The organism is Pedobacter soli, assembly GCF_900101435.1.
Classification (GTDB): Bacteria; Bacteroidota; Bacteroidia; order Sphingobacteriales; family Sphingobacteriaceae; genus Pedobacter; species Pedobacter soli.
In genome coordinates, this window is the sequence record NZ_FMZH01000002.1 from 459,847 (window position 1) to 480,147 (window position 20,301).

Here is a 20,301-nt window from a genome sequence, read left to right on the forward strand (position 1 = left end):
TTAATGATCAGAAGTTTATGAAGTATATTTTAAAATCGGTAGTATTTTTACTGGTGCTGGCCCTTTCAGGATGCTCGGAAAAAGCCGGTATTAAAGAAATTAAAGTTGGCCTCCACAACAACAATGAATTGAAAATCCAGATTGATGTAAATACCGGTTCGGACGCTGATGTTTATATCAAATACTGGCCCAACAAAATTGCCGATTCTGCCAAACTCGTTACAACCCTGTCGAAAGGGAAAAGTAAACACACATTGGTATTGTGCAATATTTTGCCCAAAACCAGCTATGCCTATCAGGTAATTACGGTAAATAAGGGCGTTGAAACAACCAGTAAAACCTATACATTCGAATCGCGCGAACTACCGGAGTGGTTAAAAGACCAGTTTAAAGCCAAAAGTGCCGATGATAAGTTGATTCCAAAGGAATTTAAAAACGGATTAATCCTCATCAATAAAAGGTATTCGCCGGGGATGGCTTATCTGGTTGATTATAAAGGGAGGCTAAGGTGGTATCACCAGGTTGATAATGTGGGTTTCAAAGTCATCAATTTTAATAAAGATAAAACCTTGCTCTCTATTCTCGGAAGTAATGACGAGCCTACAAGTTATGGTAGCCAGATTTTGGAAATTAACCTCAATGGTGATACACTTTTGCACCTGAAAAAAGGACAAGCCGATTTTAAACAGACCATCCACCACGAAATTTTGAAAAATACCAAAGGCGAGCTGGTAACCTTGTTTATTGATCAGAAGATAACCGATTTAAGCCGTATTGGAGGAAGTAAACAGGATACCATAAACGGTGATGGCATTATGGTGATGGATCAAAAAGGAAAACAAATCTGGAAATGGAGTGTATTTGATGCCCTTGATCCATTTGCTGATAAAGCATTGCTCAAAACCAAAAAAGACTGGATGCATGCCAACAGCTTAAATTACGATACAGATGGCAATTATATCATTTCTTTCTATAACAATGGGCAGATCTGGAAAATCGATTCGAAAACGGGTAAGGTAATCTGGAAGTTTGGCAAAGGAGGGGATATGACCATGCCTGCCGAAGCCAGTTTTTCTCAGGCACATGCCGTACACATTAATGCCGAAGGCAATTTAATGTTTTTTGATAATGGGATAGATAAACACCAATCGGGAGTGTATACTTTTAAATTAAACCAACCGGCCAAAAGTGCAGCATTGGATATGCACATTAAATTACCCCCTCAGATTTATAACGACCGTATGGGGAGTGCTTATATGATTACCCCTGAAAATATACTCTGCTGCAGTTCAAAAAGGCACATTATGGTATTAACCAATAGAAAAGGTGTGTTGCTGTGGACTTTAGAAGCATCGGTGCCTGCTTACAGGGCAATTTTTGTAAATTCGGAACAGCTAAGCCCCGTTTTAAAACCCTGATACCAACAACAAAATAAACAAACCAACTCATTTTAAGCCTATGAAAAGAACTTTACTCTTAATCACTTTCAGCGCCATTTTATCTTTTGCAGGATGCAAAAAAGACCGGATTAATAATCTCAATAGTATCAGTTACGGTACCTCATTTGGAATGTGCGTGGGCTATTGTTCCAATAATCTGTTCATCAGCGATTTGAAACTCACCTTTTCCAAATCAAAAAACGGCCAGGCCACCGATACCAAAACCTGTAGCAAAACCATTTCTGAAGCAGATGTGAACGCCATAAAAAACGAACTGAACATGGAAAAAATTGCTGCCCTGCCCGAGACCATTGGCTGCCCCGATTGTGCAGATGGAGGTGCCGAGTGGATTGCGATTAATGCCGATGGTAAACAGTATAAAATTACCTACGAGTATGGTAAAGCACCTAAAGAACTCGAGGCTGCGGTAGCCAGATTAAAGTTGTTGAAAGATGGTTTTAAGGATTGTAATTGAGTAATGTTGGCCAGTTAATACCAAGTGTCATCATTTTGGAGTAGATAGCGCTTAAGCCGAAAGTTCCCTGCATACCATAATCCTTAATAACTTTTGTTGATTTGTCTTTAAATGTAATTTTTAATGTAGCTGTCTGATCGTCGGTCCAGTTTACTGCGTAGTCATTTTTTAAGCTTTTAATATTGATATAATTGGCTAAGGCGGCTAGCTCATTAAAAGTATCGGGAGATAATTTTTTTGTTGATTTGCCCGTTTGTTTGGTGTAGCCAATGCCCTCATAATAAGCCATTCCGCTTTTAACAAGCTTTAAATTAAAAGACGGGCATGTTCCAAAGCAATAACTGGTGTTAATTTCAATCGCTTCGATTTCATCCTTTTTAGCCTCATGTGCATTAAATTCAATAAAATCATTAAACTTAAAAGTCAACGTATCAAAAACCAATAAGCTTTTATATTGGAATGGTTGGTTATTTGCTTTATCCGGTTCATTCGTTTTACGAAATATTTTAAGGTGATTTCTTGAAGCAATTCGTGTGGGTTTTACAAACTCACAATTTTCGAAAGTATTTTTAGAAAAACTGTAAAACTTAAAATTGTTACTGCCAATATCTACTACTGCAGCTGAAAAATAACCACTCCAAGAGCCAATAAATATTAAATCTGTAAGGCCATCATTGGTTATATCAACTTTTTCCCAGTTTTTCATCCTCCATTTTTGGAAAATCCCTTCACAATCCAGGTTTTTGGCAAGCTGTTCTGTTGTTTGTATGCTGAAATTAGTGTCTTTGGCAAAGTCTTTATTTATTTGCTTAAGAAATCGTTCAACATCCTGGTCGGTTTTAAGCGAATCGATTTTATTTGAAAATGCATGAGTGCTAAAAAATAAAAGGATAATTAATGGTATACGAGCGTAATTATTCATGTTAATCGTTTTTTCGAATTTACATTTTAGCAATGTGTTTTTAAAGAAACTGCATACATCTTTTACAAAGTAAAAAAACGTTCATCTCTGCACGCCATGACGATTGTCTGATGTGAATTAATCGGGAAAACTGATAATTGAAAACTTAAAACCGCAAACCGGCCCGCAACTCCTTAATCTCCAACTGAAAACTGGCAATTGCCCACTGAAAACTTTTTACGCTAACCCCTTGATTTTTAAAAAGAATTGTTCTACTTTTGCAGTCCGTTTTATGGGCTATCTGTAAAGAAGCCGGGGGAGCGGTAAATTTTTAATAAAAAAACATAAAAAAGCACAATGCCAACCATTCAACAATTAGTTAGAAAAGGTAGAGTAGCACTGGAGTTCAAGAGTAAGTCTCCAGCGTTGGACAGCTGTCCACAGCGAAGAGGTGTATGTACACGTGTGTACACCACTACCCCTAAAAAACCAAACTCAGCAATGCGTAAAGTAGCCCGTGTTCGTTTAACGAACGGTAAAGAGGTGAATGCTTACATCCCTGGAGAAGGTCACAACTTACAGGAGCACTCAATCGTATTGATCCGTGGTGGTCGTGTTAAAGATTTACCAGGTGTACGTTACCACATCATCCGTGGTGCATTAGATACATCAGGTGTAGCTGGTCGTAACCAACGTCGTTCTAAATATGGTACTAAACGTCCTAAACCAGGACAAGTAGCTGCGGCGCCAACAAAAGGTAAAAAGAAATAATCGGGAGGAAATAAGAAATGAGAAAGTCAAAACCAAAAAAGAGAATTATTCTTCCTGATCCAAAATTCAATGATGTTCAGGTAACTCGTTTTGTAAACAACATGATGTACGATGGAAAAAAATCTATCGCTTACTCAATCTTTTACGATGCTGTTGAAATTGCTGAGAAAAAAGCAGGTGAAAACGGTTTAGAGGTATTCAAACGTGCATTAACTAACATTATGCCAGCTGTAGAGGTTAAATCTCGTCGTGTTGGTGGTGCTAACTTCCAGGTTCCAACTGAGGTTAGGCCAGAGCGTAAAACAGCTTTAGGTATGAAATGGTTAATTTTATACGCTCGTCGTCGTGGTGAAAAAACCATGAAAGAGAAATTAGCTGGTGAAATCGTAGCTGCTGCTAAAGGTGAAGGTGCTGCTGTTAAGAAGAAAGAAGATACGCACAAAATGGCTGAGGCTAACAAAGCGTTCTCTCACTTCAGATTCTAATTTAGGATTAACAGACTAGTAAGATTACACAGATTTAATTAGAAGATTATACTGATTAGATAATTTGCACCGATTTGTTTCTACATAATCGGTGCAATCATTTAAAATCAGATAAATCAAAAACATAACATGGCAAGAGATTTAAAATTTACAAGAAATATTGGAATCGCGGCTCACATTGATGCTGGTAAAACTACCACAACTGAGCGTATCCTTTATTATGCTGGTGTAAGTCATAAAATTGGTGAAGTGCACGAAGGTGCTGCAACAATGGACTGGATGGCACAAGAGCAAGAGCGTGGTATTACCATTACTTCTGCTGCAACTACAGTTAACTGGAAATACAGAAACCAGAACTATCACATGAACATTATCGATACACCGGGACACGTGGATTTTACCGTAGAGGTAAACCGCTCGTTACGTGTATTAGATGGTTTAGTGTTCTTGTTTTCTGCTGTTGATGGTGTTGAGCCTCAATCAGAAACTAACTGGCGTTTAGCTAACAACTATAATGTTGCCCGTATCGGTTTTGTTAACAAAATGGACCGTTCTGGTGCTGACTTCTTAAAAGTTGTTAAGCAGGTTAAAGACATGTTAGGTAGTAATGCAGTTCCATTGCAATTACCTATCGGTGCTGAAGATCAGTTTAAAGGTGTGGTTGATTTGATCAACAACCGTGGTATCGTTTGGAACGAGCACGATAAAGGTATGACCTTTACTGAAGTGCCAATTCCTGATGATATGTTAGATGAGGTTGCTGAGTGGAGAGAGAAATTATTAGAATCAGTTGCTGATTATGATGAGTCTCTAATGGAGAAATTCTTCGATGCTCCTGAAACCATCACTGAGCGTGAAGTTTTAGACGCTTTACGTGCAGCTGTTTTAGATGCTAAAATTGTTCCTATGGTTTGTGGTTCATCTTTCAAAAACAAAGGTGTTCAAACCATGTTGGATTACGTAATGGAGTTATTGCCTTCACCTTTAGATTCAGAAGGTGTTACTGGTACTAACCCTGATACTAACGAAGAAGTTTTATTGAAACCAAGTATTGATGAGCCATTTGCAGCTTTAGCATTTAAAATTGCAACTGACCCATTTGTAGGCCGTTTATGCTTTATCCGTGTTTACTCGGGTAACTTAGAAGCTGGTTCTTACATTTACAATACCCGTTCAGAAAGTAAAGAGCGTATTTCACGTATCTTCCAAATGCACGCAAACAAGCAAAACCCTGTGCCTAATGTGGCTGCTGGTGATATTGCTGCTGTAGTTGGATTTAAAGATATCAAAACTGGTGATACCCTTTGTGATGAGAAACACCCAATCGTTCTTGAGTCGATGGTATTCCCTGATCCGGTTATCGGTTTAGCTATTGAGCCTAAAACTCAGGCTGACGTTGATAAATTAGGTATGGGTTTATCTAAATTAGCTGAAGAAGATCCTACATTCAGAGTACAAACAGATCAGGAAACTGGTCAGACTGTAATTTCTGGTATGGGTGAGCTTCACTTAGATATCTTAATTGACCGTTTAAAACGTGAGTTTAAAGTAGAGGTTAACCAGGGTGCGCCACAAGTAGCATACAAAGAGGCAATCTTCGGTACTGCAGAACACCGCGAAGTTTACAAAAAACAATCAGGTGGTCGTGGTAAATTTGCCGATATCAAAGTGGTTATCTCTCCAATTGATGCTGACTTTGAAAAAGGTGGTTTACAATTCGTAAACGAAATTGTTGGTGGTGCTATTCCTCGTGAATTTATCCCTTCAGTTGAGAAAGGTTTTGCATCTGCAATGGCAAATGGTGTATTGGCTGGTTATCCGCTTCCTGATATGAAAGTACGTTTGATTGATGGTTCATTCCATGCAGTCGATTCAGATGCTTTATCATTCGAGCTTGCTGCCCGTATGGCATACCGTGAGGCTTTACCTAAATGTAGACCTTCATTGATGGAACCAATCATGAAAATCGAGATCTTAACCCCTGAAGAAAACATGGGTGATGTAATCGGTGATATGAACCGTCGTCGTGGCCAGTTACAAGGTATGGATACCCGTAACGGTGCACAGGTAATCAAAGCATTGGTACCACTTTCAGAAATGTTCGGTTATGTAACTCAGTTACGTACCATCACTTCAGGTCGTGCAACTTCTACAATGGAATTTGACCACTACGAGCCAGCGCCTAAAAACGTTCAGGACGAAGTTGTTGCTAAATCTAAAGGCAGAATTAAATCTGAAGACTAGTATAAAGGATTACACAGATTAAAAAGATTACACCGATCGATATTTGAATCGGTGTAATGCTTTAAATCGGTGAAATCACGCTAAGATAAATCCGGTTTCTGTTGTTAATAGCTCTAACAGGAAACCATAATTAAAAACAAGATGAGCCAAAGAATCAGAATTAAATTAAAATCTTACGATTACAACTTAGTAGATAAATCTGCTGAGAAAATCGTAAAAACTGTTAAGCCTACGGGTGCAGTTGTAAGTGGTCCGATTCCACTTCCTACAGAGAAAAAAATCTTTACTGTATTACGTTCTCCACACGTAAACAAAAAAGCTAGAGAGCAATTCCAATTATGCGCTTACAAACGTTTATTGGATATTTATAGCTCTAACTCTAAAACAGTTGATGCTTTAATGAAACTTGAATTACCTAGCGGTGTTGAAGTTGAAATCAAAGTTTAATTGATTTTAAAAGAACGGAAAGTCCTGGTGCAAACCAGGACTTTTTTTATGCCCGTATTTTTAGAACAAAAGGGATATTTCGTTGGTTCTATTGATATGAAAAAGCAAGTAAAAACAGAGAACGAACCATCAGTAATTGGGCAGGATTTTGCCAATCCGGATAAAGAGGTAAATAAAAAACAGCCATCACATGGTGAAGTGGCTAATCAAAAAGGTGGTGATTTTTCTGAGCTTGAAAAAAGCAGGATGGAAAATCCACCTCAGCATAGAGTAAACAATGGTTCTGATAAAGATGATGTGGATAACAGTAGCAGAAGTAATCAGAGCAAAGGCGTAAAATAATGAAGACCTTATTAACAGATATTGATGCAATATTGAGTGGACTTAAATTAAAAAGGGAATATCCATAAAGAATAATCCCTTTTAAATCTTTAATGCTTTTCCGGTAGATGGAAATTAAGTAGAATTCCACAACTGAATGCGTTAATCAAGTAGCAAATGCCCTTAAATTTTAGTTGTTAATGATCGTTTAGTTAATCTTAGTCGCGAATCCTATAGCCTTGCAAATTTCATAAACAGCTGATGAATTTACAAGCTCTATCAGATAAATATCTTGATTTATATCAATTTTTTGTGTCTGTAAAATTTCAAATTTTGTCAGTATAGATCACTGGTTTGTCTGTAATCATGTCTTATTCTTTCTCCAAAATCATTGACATCGTCGAGATATTGAGTGGCTTTCACCTTAAAATCATCTACCATCGATTTGCCGTCTGAACTTCTTTTTCTGGTAGCATATTTAAATCCGTAAATTGCTGCCGCGCCTAAAATGGCGTATTTTAATAATCCCATGGCTATATGCTTTATATTCCTGTGTCAAGCGCATGATCCTCATCGGATTCATTAATGCCCGTTTTTGTTTTAAAATCATCAGACGAACTGCCCGTATGGCTTTCGGCACTTTTTAGGGTAGGGTGCTTGTCGGCACTATTGTAGGCATCGTCGCTTAAAGAATCAGCACCTTGCGTGCCGGTGTTATCCAAACCATCACGCGGTGTTGTTTTATCCAGGTGCATGGTTTCGGCGTTGTATTTGGCAATCGTGTCTCTGCCAAAGCTGGTTACCTCATTGCCCTCATTTCCGGCCTCGTAAGCTTTCTGTACCTCCGATTTCTCTTCACTATTACCTTCCTTGCCAATATAACCTTCCAGGTGCTCTGCTTTATTATAGATGCTGGTTTTCATAATCTTAACATTAAATATGTGTATATAAAACCCTCCATCAGGTAAAAGGTTTGATTTTTGTTGGTGTTTTGCTGACATAAATTTAATATTTAAATGCATTAAATATTTGATATTTAACTCCTGTAAATTGTTTACCTAATTAAAACATCGCTATGGCAAATGCCGAACAAAAAAGAATCAACGCACAATACCAGCAAGGTGCAAAGTGGCTTAAATGGGGTTCATATGTATCAGAAAGGCAATGGGGAACCATACGCGAAGATTACAGCAATAATGGCGATGCCTGGGCATATACCACACACGATACGGCCCGGAGTAAGGCTTTTAGATGGGGCGAAGAGGGGCTTGCTGCCATAAGCGATGATCAGCAACTGTTATGTTTAGGGCTGGCCCTTTGGAACGGTAAAGATGCCATTTTGAAAGAGCGGCTTTTTGGACTCAATAATGGCGAAGGAAATCACGGTGAAGATGTAAAGGAGGTTTATTATTATCTGGATAATACACCAACGCATAGCTATATGCAAATGTTGTATAAATATCCGCAATCTGCTTTTCCTTATGCCCGGCTTGTGGAAGAAAATGCCAGACGTAGCCGGAACGAAGCAGAATTTGAATTGATGGATACCGGCATTTTTGATCAGGACAAATATTTCGATGTATTTATCAGTTACGCGAAAAATGAGGGAGAAGATATTTTAATACAATATACGGTTATTAATCGCGGTAACGAAGATGCCGAAATTCACCTGTTACCCCATTTCTGGTACCGTAACAATTGGAGTTGGGAAGGAAGTGAAGCTAAGCCCACTATCAATTACCTTGGCGAAAATCAACTGCTTTTTCATTCCGATAAGGAAGGGAAAATGTATGCTTATGTTGATGGTGATCCTGATTTTCTATTCACCAATAACGAAACCAATAATGAGCGCCTGTATCAGTCAGCCAATGCTTCACCCTATGTAAAAGATGGTATCCATAATTACATTGTTAACGGAGAAAAAGATAAAGTAAATCCCACTAAAAGTGGAACTAAGGTGGCGGTGCATTACCACAAAAAGGTATCTGCAAAGCAAAGTATTACTTTTAAGTTAAGGTTGTGTGATAAGCCAATTGAAAAACCCTTTGGAGATTTTGACCGGATTTTTGAATTACGAAAAAATGAAGCAGATGAGTTTTATGCAGGTAAGTATAAAGACAAGAGTAGCGTTGAGGAGCAGCAGTTACAACGCCAGGCCTGGGCTGGCCTGCTTTGGAATAAGCAGTATTATAACTACGATGTAAATGTCTGGCTAAAGGGGGATGCCGGTTTACCCAAACCATCAGCACAGCGGGCTTGTGGGCGCAACTTTCACTGGAGTCATTTTATGGCAGCCGATATTATTCTCATGCCCGATAAATGGGAATATCCCTGGTTTGCCGCCTGGGATCTCGCCTTTCATTGTATTGCACTGGCACCTATCGATCCCGATTTTGCCAAACAGCAACTCCGGTTACTGGTAAACAATAACTACATCCACCCCAACGGGCAGTTGCCAGCTTACGAATGGGATTTTACGGATACCAATCCGCCGGTACATGCCATGGCCACCTATAAGGTTTACCTTACCGATAAAAAGAACAAAGGTGTTGGTGATCTGAAATTTCTTGAAGAAGTTTTTCAGAAGCTGCTGCTTAATTTTACCTGGTGGGTAAACCAAAAGGATAGCGAGGGCAATAATATTTTCGAAGGCGGTTTTCTTGGTTTGGATAACATAGGCGTATTTAACCGGAGCGAACCGGTACCTGGAGGTGGATTTTTAGAGCAGGCTGATGGTACCAGCTGGATGGCCATGTATGCTTTAAATATGTTGCAGATAAGTATCGAACTGGCGTTGCATAATCCTGTTTACGAAGATATGGCCATTAAGTTTTCTGAGCACTTCCTGTTTATTGCAGGCTCGATCGATAATATGGGCGAACACCATATCGGGCTGTGGGATGAGCAGGATGGTTTTTACTATGATTTATTAAGAAAACCTGATGGAGGTTGGGATAGGTTGCGAATCAGGACATTGGTAGGATTGATCCCGATGTTCGCCGTAATCGTTTTTAGTGATCAGGATTGGAAAGATTTGCCCAAACTTAAAAACAGGCTAGAAACGTTTATGCAACAACGGCCGGATTTGGTTCAGCTGGTAAGCCATTGGGCCGATAAAAGTGGTAACGATAAGCATTTGTTCTCTCTGTTACGCGGTCACCGCATGAAAATGTTATTGCGTAGGATGCTCGATACCACTGAGTTTCTGTCTGATTTTGGGGTGCGTTCTATTTCTAAGAAATATGAAGCCGAGCCTTATAATTACTGGTTAAACGGTAACGATTATTCCGTTAAATATATTCCAGCTGAAAGCGATACCGGAATGTTTGGGGGCAACAGTAACTGGCGGGGACCGATTTGGTTTCCGATTAATTATCTGCTGATTGAAGCTTTAAAGCATTTTCATGAATACTATACCGACGATTTTAGGGTAGAATACCCTACAGGTTCCAATAACTATTTTTCGCTCGCCGAAATAGCTGATTTGTTGGGGAAACGTCTAAAAAATATCTTTTTAAAAAACGAAAAAGGAGAAAGACCTGTTTTTGGTGCGTGTGCAAAGTTTAACCACGATGAACACTTTAGAGATTATGTTTTGTTTTACGAGTATTTCAATGGCGATAATGGAACAGGTTTAGGAGCCAGTCACCAAACCGGTTGGACAGCCTTAGTAGCCCTTTTATAGTCAGTTAACCATAAATAATGGAAAGATTTAAAGATAAAGTAGCACTGGTTACCGGTAGTAGTCAGGGAATTGGCGCAGCATGCGCTTTGCGTTTGGCAAGTGAGGGCGCCGATATGATTTTAAATGGAAGAAAACTGGATGAACGTGGCGAAAAGCTGATTGCTGCTATTGAGCAAATGGGCAGGCGGGCTGCCTTTGTAGAAGCAGATATCAGTCAGGTGATGGGGGTAAACCATCTGATTACGCAGGCGATCCAAACCTATAGCAGGCTCGATATTTTGGTAAACAATGCCGGGGTTGAAAAGAACCACAACTTTTGGGAGGTTACTGAAACTGATTTTGATCTCGTGATGGATACCAATTTGAAAGGAGTATTTTTCGGTACCCAGGCTTTTGTTAAACATTGCATCGCCAATAAGGTAGCTGGTGTTGTGGTAAACATGAGCTCAGTGCATGAGGAAATTGTTTTTCCGCATTTTGCACCTTATTGCGCCAGTAAAGGAGCGTTGAAAATGCTAACCCGTAATTTGGCTACAGAGCTGGCTCCCTTCAATATCAGGGTAAACAATGTAGCACCAGGTGCCATTGCTACACCAATTAATAAATCGTTGCTCAATGATGAGGAAAAATTAGGGAAGTTACTGGAGAATATTCCAATGAAAAAACTGGGTACGCCCGAAGATGTAGCCGGTATCGTGGCTTTTTTGGCTTCTGATGATGCGAAATATGTTACTGGTTCTACTTATTTTGTGGATGGCGGACTGACTTATCACTATGAGGAACAGTAGCGGATACTGCAAACGTATCAGAAGAGAAGAGTAAAGCACTTACAATTATCTTGACATAAAAAAGGCAGATATTCCTATCTGCCTTCTGTTTAACTTTTATAAGGAAAGTTTCTAGATATTTTCCGCATCATTCGTTCAATCATATCATCGGTAGAACTCATGATATTGTCATCCATAGTTTTAAAGAAACGCCAAAGTAGCTCGCCATCAGCACCATTGTTTATGGTTAAGAACATTGTTCCTGAACCAGATTTCCCCCCAAAACCACCAAATAAAACTGCAGAAGCAATTGCTCCCGCTTCAGACTTGCTTTGTTCTGTTTCAAAGCGACCGCCAATTACGGCATCTACACCAAGTATCTTGGCTAATTCATCTTTAGTTGTTTCATCTAACTTTCCAAGTACACCGGCCTTTTTCAATAAAATGTTTGTTTTATCAACATCTTGAAATGAAACAGTATAATCGGATGCCCTTCTTAATAAAAAAGTATACATACTGGATTGGATCGATTTTGCCATCGACTCTTCCTGGCTTTTATTAGCCTCTGCACTAAAGTTTTTTGGTTGCTTTCTGTAGGATATTTTTACCTCGAAAGGTAAAATGGCTACAATTTTTTGTGCTTTGATCGTTTCCTTTAGTTTCGGACTTTCAAAAATTTGCTTCGAGCCTTCAAATTGTGCTTTTGTTAAAATAGTAAAGCAGCATAAGATAGCGAGCGTTAAAAAGATTCTCTTCATTATTTTGTTTGTTTAATTTGAGCCGAATATAGATAATCTTTTAATAATTGTAATATAAATTTTACTTCAAATTTTATGCTTAACCCTTTTAGTGTTTTTGTTTAACTTGCGCCAAAATTTAAAGGTTTAAGAGATAAATGGAGTGGAAATATTTACTTTCGAATAAAAGGTTTGGACAGGAACAGTATGGTGCAAGCACCGATCGGGCACGTTCAGATTTTCAGCGCGACTACGACCGCCTGATTTTTTCATCGCCTTTTAGAAGATTGCAGAATAAAACCCAGGTTTTTCCCTTGCCCGGAAGTGTTTTTGTGCACAACCGTTTAACCCACAGTTTAGAAGTAGCCAGTGTAGCCCGCTCTATGGCCAATATTTTCCTCAACAGTGTTGAAGAGCATAACCCCAGCCTGATTAAAGAAGTTCCGTTAATTAACGAGGTAGGCAATATTGTGGCCGCGGCAGCTTTAGCCCACGATTTGGGCAACCCGGCATTTGGCCATTCAGGCGAAGCAGCAATTTCGCGCTATTTTACCGATGGCGATGGTAGGGTTTACCAGAATGAAATGAGCGAAGCGCAATGGCACGATTTGATTAATTTTGAAGGTAACGCCAATGCCATCCGCATTCTTACCCACCCGCTCAAAGGGAAAGGGAATGATGCTTATGCGCTTACCTATTCTACTTTGGCCTCTATAGCCAAATATCCATGCGCCTCTATTGCTGGTAAGCAAAAAGGTTTGTTGCATCGAAAAAAATATGGTTTCTTTCAATCGGAAGAAGAAAGTTTTAAAAAGATTGCTGCAGAACTTCAGCTGGCACAGGAAGATAATGAGTATCTTATCTACAAACGCCACCCATTGGTTTATCTGGTAGAAGCCGCTGATGATATTTGTTACAGCATCATCGATTTGGAAGATGCGCACCGCTTAAAAATCCTTTCGTATGAGGAAGTGAAAAATTATCTATTGCCATTTGCCAATTCAACAACCATCGAAGATCGCCTGAAAAATGATTACGAAGATGATGATGCTAAAATTGGTTTATTGCGGGCTAAAGCGATCAATACATTAACCAACTTATGTGCGGGTATATTTTTTAATGAGCAGGAAAGGTTGTTGAAAGGTGAATTGAATCAGAGTTTAACCGATATGATTCCTGAGCCTTATTTGTCGGCCTGGAAAGCAGTTGAAAAGGTTTCGGTAGAGCGGATTTATAATTTCTCATCAGTAATACAAAAAGAAGTTGCTGGTTATAAAATTATGGCTGGCTTATTGGAAGAGTTTGTTCCTGCATTGATTCATAACAATACGCATTACTATAAAAAGCTGGTTAAGCTTATCCCTAAACAATACCATACCGATTTAACTGATATTTATTCGATTATTCAAAGTGTGCTCGATTTCGTTTCGGGCATGACAGATTTATACGCGGTCGATTTGTACCGCAATATTAAAGGCATATCTTTTCCGTCAGAAACTTAATTGCCAATAATTTCAGGGATATATAATTATAGCCTGAACCTCTATTAGGGGCGTTTTTTCTTCTGTTTTTGCGCTATAAATATTGCGAAAATAGGGTGTTGGTGTAAAATTACAAAATAAGATATTGTTTATCTTGTTGATTGTCAGTATTTTACGATTTGTATTGTATTTGCAAATCGTCTTTTGTGTAAAGTAGCCCCCACCGGATATACTAATTTGTAGATTTGAACGTAAGGCCATAATTTTTTCAGGCCTGTCAACTTAGATCTCGTCCCGGTTCATGAAAAAATTTCTACTCATCACACTGCTGAGCTTTGCCCTGGCATTGACTGTTAAGGCACAGGCACCAAAACAATTTAACTATCAGGGAGCAGCCAGGAATGCCAACGGCACACCAATGGTCAATAAGAACATTTCTTTGCGCATCAGTATATTGGATGGATCATCAAGCGGAACAGCACAGTACAGCGAGGTAAGGAATATTGTAACCAACGCTTACGGTTTATACGCGGTAGCGATTGGCTCAAGTGGTGCAACCTCAGTGAGTGGAACTATTGCTGGTGTAACCTGGGCCAGTGGATTAAAATTTGTTAAAGTCGAAATCGATCCCGATAATGGAACCAATTTCAGTTTGGCTGGAACTGCGCAGCTATTGAGCGTTCCTTACGCGCTATATGCAACAAATGGCCCCGCCGGACCAAAAGGCGATACGGGAGCTACAGGTCCTGCTGGTTCACAAGGTGTAGCTGGCGTTGCCGGTCCGCAAGGACCTGCAGGTGTTGCGGGAGCAACAGGTGCCCAGGGGCCTATCGGTTTAACTGGTGCTACCGGTGCGCAAGGGCCTGCCGGTGTTAAAGGAGATACAGGAGCTACAGGTCCTGCCGGAGTTCAGGGTCCACAAGGTGTAAAAGGAGATAAGGGAGATAAAGGTGATACAGGTGCCACAGGGCCAGTTGGACCATCAACCGGAGTTGCAGGTGGCGATTTAACCGGTAATTATCCAAATCCAACTCTTGCCAACATCCAGGGAAAAACCTTAAGTGCCAACGCACCGGTTAATAATCAGGTGTTATTGTTCGATGGCGCCGTTTGGAAACCAGTTACCTTAGATGTTGCCCAACTGGCAGGAGCAAAAGGTTTAACTTCTACCGATTTATCGGTAAGTGCAAATGGCGGTACAGCATTACTTAAAGATGTGGTGGTTGATATCAATGCCGGTGCAGTAACAACCGTTAAACTTGCAGATGCTGCTGTTACCACATTAAAAATAGCCGATGGGGCTATTACTACTCCTAAGTTGGCTGATGCAGCTGTTACTTCTGTAAAAATTGGTAATAAAGAAGTTAAAAATGTAAATATTGCCGATGCCGCTGTAAATACATTGCAACTGGCCGATGGTTCGGTTACCACGCCAAAACTGGCCGATGCAGCCGTTACCTCAATCAAAATCGGGAATAAAGAAGTTAAAAATATCAATATCGATGATGCAGCGGTAAATACCCTGCAACTGGCAGATGGTTCAGTAACTACACCAAAGCTGGCCGATGGGGCAGTTACCTCAATCAAAATCGGGAATAAAGAAGTTAAAAATATCAATATCGACGACGCAGCTGTAACCACCTTGCAACTGGCAGATGGTGCGGTAACCACGCCTAAACTTGCTGATGCCTCGGTAACATTGGCAAAATTAACGACGGCGGGTGTAGCCGATGCCAATAAAGTATATATTACAAATGCTGTTACTGGTAAACCCGAGCTCATTAGTCGCACCTTATTTGCCAACGCCAACGCCTGGGCATTAAAAGGAAATACCGGTAACGTCGATCAAACCAATAATTTTTTAGGCAATACCGATGATGTGGCCATCAACTTTCTGGTAAACGGGCAAAAATCTGGTCGTTTAGGTAATTCGGGCGAAACCAATGTTTCTTATGGTTATAAAACCATTGCCAGCAATGTTTCGGGTTTTTACAACAGTGCATTTGGTAAAGAAGCACTTTCGGTAAACATATCAGGTTACGAAAACAGTGCTTTTGGTCATATGGTACTGCAGAGGAGTTTCAGTGGTATTAACAACAGTGGCTTTGGTTCGCAGGCTTTAAGTGTTAGTACGGTAGGTTCTAATAACAGTGCTTTCGGTACTCATACCTTAATGGCCAACGGTACCGGAATTAACAATACAGCGATAGGGAGTTTAGCATTAGAAGCCAGTAACGGCGATAACAATACTGCTTTAGGCTATGCAGCCGGATCAAAAAACAATGGTTCTGGCAATATTTTTATTGGTAGCAATGCAGGCAGTACGAGTACCGGTGTGAACAATACTTTGATGGTGGCCAATACCAATACCACCTATCCGCTTATTGCTGGAAGTATAACTACCGATGGTGGTACTTTAACGCTTAATGGCACTAACTCAGCTACATCAACTACTTATGCGCCGGCAAATGCAAGCACGCTCAATGTAAATGGTTCGGTTTCGGCAAGTATCTTAACTTATACCACCGGTGGAACATTAACACTTGATGCCAGTCATTATACTGTTAGGCTAAAAAATACAGGTTTGGCTGTTACTTTAAACCTGCCCGGACCGGTTACCTGCAAAGGCAGGATTTATGTGATTGTAAAAGCGCTATCAACGGGCAATGTTACTTTAAACAATGCCATTACGATGGACGACGATACAACGCTTACTACGATTACCGGCAACAAAACATTAACCATCCAAAGCGATGGCTCATCGTGGATCTCTTTAAATTAAGCACGATGAAAAGGATATATTCCCTGTTTGTTTTTTTGCTGTTGCTCTGTTTTGGGGCTCAGGTTAAGGCGCAGAGTTTGCCTTACGTACTTAATTCGGCCAGTGGCTCAGGTAAAATCAATAACCAGCTCTACGATTTCAGTATTGGCGAAATGACACTTGTGCAAACTTTTCAGGTGAGCAATACCAGCTTAACACAAGGATTTTTGCAGCCCTTTTTAATTATCGATACACAGGCAGAGGTAAGCATTGTAAATAACATTCTTACCCCAAACGGCGATGGCAAAAACGATTTTTTCGTTATTAAAGGCCTTGACAAATATCCAAACCACAAGCTCACCATTTTTGACAGGGGAGGGCGGATGCTTTATTCTGCCGTAAACTACAAGAACAACTGGGATGGTTATGTAAACGGATCGGCACTTTCCGAAGATACCTACTATTACATCCTCGATTTAGGTGGCGAAGGTACGGTTAAAGGGTTTATTTCTATTTTATATAAAAAGTAACGGCATGAGCAGCAGGAAAAGCATAATAACAGGGCTGTTGGTTTTATTAGGAATACCGGCATTAGCCCAGCTTAACCCCATGGGCAGTATTTATTATCAAAACCAGTTTTTGGCCAATCCGGCTATGGCAGGGATAGAAAAGGGACTAAACCTTAACGCAGCATTAAAGACCCAGTGGACTGGAGTAGAGGGCGGTCCCCGGATTCAATATTTAACTGGCGATTATGGTTTGCAAAATGATAAGGTAGGCCTTGGCATACTTTTTTATAACGAAGGTGCCGGAGCCATTAACCGTACCAGGGCAACGATAACCTATGCTTACCATTTACCTTTAAACGGTGGTACAGAATTTATCGATTTCGGTCTCTCGGCCGGGATTATGAATGAGTGGGTAGATTTTGGCAAGGTAAAAGGCGACCTGGATGATGATGTGCTGAATAGTTTTAACGACCGCAGATTATATTTGGATGGCGATTTTGGTGCGGCTTACCGTACAGATAAATTGACTATTCAGGGTGCTTTGCCTAATCTGAAAAGGTTTTTTAAAAGAGACCAGATCAGAAATGTGGTAGATCGGTCTATCTATTTCCTGGCTGCAGGTTATAAGTTTACTACCGATAAGTTGATTAACAGCATTGAGCCCAAACTGGTTTACCGCGGGGTACAGAACTACGATGGTATTTTTGATGCAGGCGTAAATCTTCAGTTTTTAGATCAGAAATTAATGCTTAATGGCATATACCACAGCACCAACAGTTTTACCGGAGGTTTTGGCGCCAACTATAAGAATCAGTTTTCGATTTTATTTCAGTACACTACCAATACCTCAAAAATGCAGAATTACAGTAATGGAGAGTTTGAGGTAGGGTTAAAGTATAGCTTGAAGAATTAGCTATCGTTGATAGGGTTTGCGACGGGGTTTAGCAGCCTACAAGGCAAGCCTGAAGTAAAATAAACCAGACAGCAGCGGTTCCGGTTTTTCACCGGAAATAGCGAATGGCGGGGCTGGCGCAACCGATTAGCACAAGCACTGCTTTTCAAATGAAAGTGACAGTTTTTAATAGAAAGATTGTCATCCCGACTGAGCGTAACGAATGGAGAGACCTATGTTTTGAATGATTGAATTTTGAGTGACTGAATAATCAATCATTCAAAATTCAATCCTTTGGCTTGCCTATCTGCCGCGGCCTTCGTCCCATTTATTGCGCTCATCCTGCAACTCGCGGGCCAGTTTCATTTCTTTATCTTTGGCTTTTACCTTATGCGCCTGAAATTCATCGGCCACTTCCTGGTAAAGTTCTGTACGGTATTTGGCTTCGTGCCTTAATTTGCCCGATTGGAAAATAATAAAGGCCAAACCAAGGCCCAGTACAATAATAATGGTCCAAACAATGGTGTTATAAGTGCCCTTGTCAAAAGAAATTCCTAAAAACTTAATTTCATTAACCGAAGCGGTAGCATTAGCCAGCGAGCTTTCTTTTCCGCTTACTTCGCCTTTTAAACTCGAAATATTGCCAGCCTGGGCTTTAATTTCCTGCCTGGCCTCCTGCAATTGCTTGCGCTCCTTTCTCAGCGTATCGTTAACACTTTTCCATAAAGATGATAACCGGTTTGGGTTAATCAGCCTTGCGCCGTTAAAGCTTTTAGATTTCTTTAACATGAACTGATACTGGCCATTTAAAGATGGGTCGGTATTCTTTGTCGTGTCGGGTAAAGTTTGCGCAAACGCAACATTTAGAAAGAGCATAGCGCCTAAAAACAATAGGGTGTGTTTAATTTTTTGCATAGTTTAAATATAGGTGTTATCGTGTAAAACTACATTTTTATCCATTTTCCGGGTAATAATTTTATGTGAAGTTTAGGGATGAAAGACAAAAATGTTTGTGTTTAACATGTTAAATAACAATTTTATCGAAGTTTTATTATAAAATTATTTGCGATAGGTTACATTTGTTTCATGCAAATAGGAATTATTGGTTTAGGCGATATGGGCAAATTGTACGCTGTATCGTTTGTAAACGCTGGTTATAAAGTATGCGGGGCCGATATGCCCCTGCGTTTTTCGGATTTAAAAAATGAGCTCGAACCTAAAGGAATTGAAGTTTTAATTGATGGCCATGAGGTAGCGCGCAAATCTGATTTTATAATTTATTGCGTTGAAGCCGAAAAAATTGATGAAGTGGTGGCTACTTTTGCACGTTCTACCAAGTATGGTGCAATTGTTTCGGGCCAAACATCGGTTAAGCATCCCGAAATTGCAGCTTTTGAAAAACACCTTCCGCATGATACCCAGATTGTAACCTGCCATTCTTTGCATGGCCCGGCTTTTAGTCCGGAGGGGCAAACCCTGGTAGTGGTGCGCCACCGCGCTACAGACGAAGTTTATGCTCGGGCATTGGAAGTTTATCAATCACTAAAATCGAACATTATCGAGATGGACGATTATCGTGAGCACGACCGCATTGTGGCCGATACGCAAGCTGTTACCCACATGGGTTTCGAAAGCATGGGCTCGGCGTGGAAGAATGCTGGTTTTTTTCCCTGGGATAATCCAGCCTATGCCGGTGGGATCGATAACGTTAAGATTTTAACCACCCTGCGGATTTTTAGCTACAAATCGCACATTTATGCGGGTTTGGCCATATTAAATCCTTACGCACAAAAGCAGGTTAAATATTATGCCCAGGCCGAATCTGAGCTTTATAAACTCATGATCTGCGAAAATGAAGTCGAGTTCAGAGAAAAAATTTACGCTGCGCGCGATTTTGTTTTTCACGAAAGCCGCCAGCTGCTGCTGCTTGATGATAACATCATGAAAGAATTCAGTCTTTCGGATGCTGACCATAAACAAAAACCCAATTCGCATTTAAGTTTGCTGAGTATGGTGTATGCCTGGTATAAAATGGGCGTAAATCCGTATGATAACCTGATTTGCCAAACCCCGCCTTTTAAATTAAGGTTGGGTATTGCCGAATATCTTTTCAAAAACAAGGAAATGCTCGAGGAATCGATCCAAACGGCCTTGTACGATAAATCTATCCGTGGCGATGACCTCGAATTCCATACGGCTGTGCACGAATGGGCCTCGATTATAGGTTATGGTGATATTAACGGCTATAAAGCACATTTTGAAGCGGCCAAATCATTTTTCGCCAACCGGCTGAATGATGGCAGGGATTTGAGTGCGGAAATGATTAAAAGGTTGGGTAAGTAATGTAAAATGGAAAAATGTTAGCTGGATGAGGGTTGATATTCCA

At 40.2% G+C, this 20,301-nt stretch carries 19 protein-coding genes; 14 read left to right on the top strand and 5 right to left on the bottom strand.

Features of this window, described 5'->3' with window-relative positions:
• Positions 1–17 precede the first annotated feature (17 nt).
• Both BLR37_RS05815 and BLR37_RS05820 read left to right on the top strand, forming a co-directional pair.
• On the top strand, positions 18–1,418 hold the full coding sequence (locus BLR37_RS05815; protein ID WP_090766544.1) for an aryl-sulfate sulfotransferase: 1,401 nt from the start codon (positions 18–20) through the stop codon (positions 1,416–1,418).
• Between the two features lie 40 nt (positions 1,419–1,458).
• Positions 1,459–1,914 carry a hypothetical protein gene (locus BLR37_RS05820; protein WP_090765807.1) on the top strand — a complete coding sequence of 152 codons (456 nt, stop codon included), beginning with the start codon at positions 1,459–1,461 and terminating at the stop codon, positions 1,912–1,914.
• Here BLR37_RS05820 and BLR37_RS05825 read toward each other — a convergent pair.
• The gene (locus BLR37_RS05825; protein ID WP_090765810.1) at positions 1,898–2,836 is read right to left on the bottom strand and encodes a DUF6438 domain-containing protein; all 939 of its coding nucleotides are present in this window, start codon (positions 2,834–2,836) and stop codon (positions 1,898–1,900) included. The two genes, BLR37_RS05820 and BLR37_RS05825, sit on opposite strands and share 17 nt — an antisense overlap.
• A gap of 336 nt (positions 2,837–3,172) precedes the next feature.
• Here BLR37_RS05825 and rpsL point away from each other — a divergent pair, with 336 nt between their 5' ends.
• The 5 genes from rpsL (at position 3,173) to BLR37_RS05850 (ending at position 7,104) form a co-directional block, all read left to right on the top strand.
• Positions 3,173–3,586, top strand: a complete 414-nt coding sequence (gene rpsL, locus BLR37_RS05830) for a 30S ribosomal protein S12 (protein WP_008244597.1) — start codon at positions 3,173–3,175, stop codon at positions 3,584–3,586.
• A gap of 17 nt (positions 3,587–3,603) precedes the next feature.
• Positions 3,604–4,071, top strand: coding sequence for a 30S ribosomal protein S7 (rpsG, locus tag BLR37_RS05835; RefSeq protein WP_025145241.1), 468 nt, complete (start codon positions 3,604–3,606; stop codon positions 4,069–4,071).
• A gap of 129 nt (positions 4,072–4,200) precedes the next feature.
• Entirely contained in the window at positions 4,201–6,315 is a 2,115-nt protein-coding gene (gene fusA, locus BLR37_RS05840) for an elongation factor G (protein WP_090765813.1), read from the top strand.
• A gap of 141 nt (positions 6,316–6,456) precedes the next feature.
• Entirely contained in the window at positions 6,457–6,762 is a 306-nt protein-coding gene (rpsJ, locus tag BLR37_RS05845; protein WP_008244591.1) for a 30S ribosomal protein S10, read from the top strand.
• 48 nt (positions 6,763–6,810) lie between these two features.
• Positions 6,811–7,104, top strand: a complete 294-nt coding sequence (locus BLR37_RS05850; protein ID WP_143009542.1) for a hypothetical protein — start codon at positions 6,811–6,813, stop codon at positions 7,102–7,104.
• Between the two features lie 315 nt (positions 7,105–7,419).
• Here the strand turns inward: BLR37_RS05850 and BLR37_RS05855 are convergent, their stop codons facing one another.
• Both BLR37_RS05855 and BLR37_RS05860 read right to left on the bottom strand, forming a co-directional pair.
• Entirely contained in the window at positions 7,420–7,614 is a 195-nt protein-coding gene (locus tag BLR37_RS05855) for a hypothetical protein (RefSeq protein ID WP_039475258.1), read from the bottom strand.
• 11 nt (positions 7,615–7,625) lie between these two features.
• Positions 7,626–8,006 carry a hypothetical protein gene (locus tag BLR37_RS05860; protein WP_143009543.1) on the bottom strand — a complete coding sequence of 127 codons (381 nt, stop codon included), beginning with the start codon at positions 8,004–8,006 and terminating at the stop codon, positions 7,626–7,628.
• Positions 8,007–8,158: 152 nt separating this feature from the next.
• On the opposite strand from BLR37_RS05860, the gene BLR37_RS05865 reads away from it, so the two are divergent.
• Entirely contained in the window at positions 8,159–10,768 is a 2,610-nt protein-coding gene (locus BLR37_RS05865) for an MGH1-like glycoside hydrolase domain-containing protein (protein ID WP_090765822.1), read from the top strand.
• A 17-nt stretch (positions 10,769–10,785) separates the two neighbouring features.
• Positions 10,786–11,556: an SDR family NAD(P)-dependent oxidoreductase gene (locus BLR37_RS05870; protein ID WP_090765824.1), complete on the top strand. Its 771-nt coding sequence runs from the start codon at positions 10,786–10,788 to the stop codon at positions 11,554–11,556.
• An 89-nt stretch (positions 11,557–11,645) separates the two neighbouring features.
• Here BLR37_RS05870 and BLR37_RS05875 read toward each other — a convergent pair whose 3' ends face one another.
• A complete protein-coding gene (locus BLR37_RS05875; protein ID WP_090765827.1) occupies positions 11,646–12,293 on the bottom strand; it encodes a hypothetical protein in 648 nt (215 codons plus the stop codon).
• A 137-nt stretch (positions 12,294–12,430) separates the two neighbouring features.
• On the opposite strand from BLR37_RS05875, the gene dgt reads away from it, so the two are divergent.
• The 4 genes from dgt to BLR37_RS05895 all read left to right on the top strand — a co-directional run bounded on the left by dgt (position 12,431) and on the right by BLR37_RS05895 (position 17,936).
• The gene (dgt, locus tag BLR37_RS05880; protein WP_090765830.1) at positions 12,431–13,774 is read left to right on the top strand and encodes a dGTP triphosphohydrolase; all 1,344 of its coding nucleotides are present in this window, start codon (positions 12,431–12,433) and stop codon (positions 13,772–13,774) included.
• A 280-nt stretch (positions 13,775–14,054) separates the two neighbouring features.
• A complete protein-coding gene (locus BLR37_RS05885) occupies positions 14,055–16,535 on the top strand; it encodes a hypothetical protein (RefSeq protein WP_090765832.1) in 2,481 nt (826 codons plus the stop codon).
• A gap of 5 nt (positions 16,536–16,540) precedes the next feature.
• Positions 16,541–17,044 (top strand): T9SS type B sorting domain-containing protein, encoded by a 504-nt coding sequence (locus tag BLR37_RS05890; RefSeq protein WP_090765835.1) that lies wholly within the window; start codon positions 16,541–16,543, stop codon positions 17,042–17,044.
• Positions 17,045–17,048: 4 nt separating this feature from the next.
• Positions 17,049–17,936, top strand: a complete 888-nt coding sequence (locus tag BLR37_RS05895; RefSeq protein ID WP_090765838.1) for a PorP/SprF family type IX secretion system membrane protein — start codon at positions 17,049–17,051, stop codon at positions 17,934–17,936.
• Positions 17,937–18,218: 282 nt separating this feature from the next.
• Here BLR37_RS05895 and BLR37_RS05900 read toward each other — a convergent pair whose 3' ends face one another.
• Complete coding sequence (locus tag BLR37_RS05900) at positions 18,219–18,830, bottom strand: hypothetical protein (RefSeq protein WP_090765841.1); 612 nt, start codon at positions 18,828–18,830, stop codon at positions 18,219–18,221.
• A gap of 171 nt (positions 18,831–19,001) precedes the next feature.
• On the opposite strand from BLR37_RS05900, the gene BLR37_RS05905 reads away from it, so the two are divergent.
• Positions 19,002–20,258 carry a prephenate dehydrogenase gene (locus BLR37_RS05905; protein WP_090765845.1) on the top strand — a complete coding sequence of 419 codons (1,257 nt, stop codon included), beginning with the start codon at positions 19,002–19,004 and terminating at the stop codon, positions 20,256–20,258.
• The last annotated feature ends 43 nt before the right edge of the window (positions 20,259–20,301 follow it).

Bases quoted from the DNA above. Each gene is read 5' to 3' on its own strand.
- BLR37_RS05870 (WP_090765824.1), top strand. From the start codon at position 10,786: ATGGAAAGATTTAAAGATAAAGTAGCACTGGTTACCGGTAGTAGTCAG.
- BLR37_RS05890 (WP_090765835.1), top strand. From the start codon at position 16,541: ATGAAAAGGATATATTCCCTGTTTGTTTTTTTGCTGTTGCTCTGTTTT.
- BLR37_RS05900 (WP_090765841.1), bottom strand. From the start codon at position 18,830: ATGCAAAAAATTAAACACACCCTATTGTTTTTAGGCGCTATGCTCTTT.
- BLR37_RS05855 (WP_039475258.1), bottom strand. From the start codon at position 7,614: ATGGGATTATTAAAATACGCCATTTTAGGCGCGGCAGCAATTTACGGA.
- BLR37_RS05885 (WP_090765832.1), top strand. From the start codon at position 14,055: ATGAAAAAATTTCTACTCATCACACTGCTGAGCTTTGCCCTGGCATTG.
- fusA (WP_090765813.1), top strand. From the start codon at position 4,201: ATGGCAAGAGATTTAAAATTTACAAGAAATATTGGAATCGCGGCTCAC.
- BLR37_RS05820 (WP_090765807.1), top strand. From the start codon at position 1,459: ATGAAAAGAACTTTACTCTTAATCACTTTCAGCGCCATTTTATCTTTT.
- BLR37_RS05860 (WP_143009543.1), bottom strand. From the start codon at position 8,006: ATGAAAACCAGCATCTATAATAAAGCAGAGCACCTGGAAGGTTATATT.
- rpsL (WP_008244597.1), top strand. From the start codon at position 3,173: ATGCCAACCATTCAACAATTAGTTAGAAAAGGTAGAGTAGCACTGGAG.
- rpsJ (WP_008244591.1), top strand. From the start codon at position 6,457: ATGAGCCAAAGAATCAGAATTAAATTAAAATCTTACGATTACAACTTA.
- rpsG (WP_025145241.1), top strand. From the start codon at position 3,604: ATGAGAAAGTCAAAACCAAAAAAGAGAATTATTCTTCCTGATCCAAAA.
- BLR37_RS05825 (WP_090765810.1), bottom strand. From the start codon at position 2,836: ATGAATAATTACGCTCGTATACCATTAATTATCCTTTTATTTTTTAGC.
- BLR37_RS05850 (WP_143009542.1), top strand. From the start codon at position 6,811: ATGCCCGTATTTTTAGAACAAAAGGGATATTTCGTTGGTTCTATTGAT.
- BLR37_RS05865 (WP_090765822.1), top strand. From the start codon at position 8,159: ATGGCAAATGCCGAACAAAAAAGAATCAACGCACAATACCAGCAAGGT.
- BLR37_RS05875 (WP_090765827.1), bottom strand. From the start codon at position 12,293: ATGAAGAGAATCTTTTTAACGCTCGCTATCTTATGCTGCTTTACTATT.
- BLR37_RS05905 (WP_090765845.1), top strand. From the start codon at position 19,002: ATGCAAATAGGAATTATTGGTTTAGGCGATATGGGCAAATTGTACGCT.
- BLR37_RS05895 (WP_090765838.1), top strand. From the start codon at position 17,049: ATGAGCAGCAGGAAAAGCATAATAACAGGGCTGTTGGTTTTATTAGGA.
- BLR37_RS05815 (WP_090766544.1), top strand. From the start codon at position 18: ATGAAGTATATTTTAAAATCGGTAGTATTTTTACTGGTGCTGGCCCTT.
- dgt (WP_090765830.1), top strand. From the start codon at position 12,431: ATGGAGTGGAAATATTTACTTTCGAATAAAAGGTTTGGACAGGAACAG.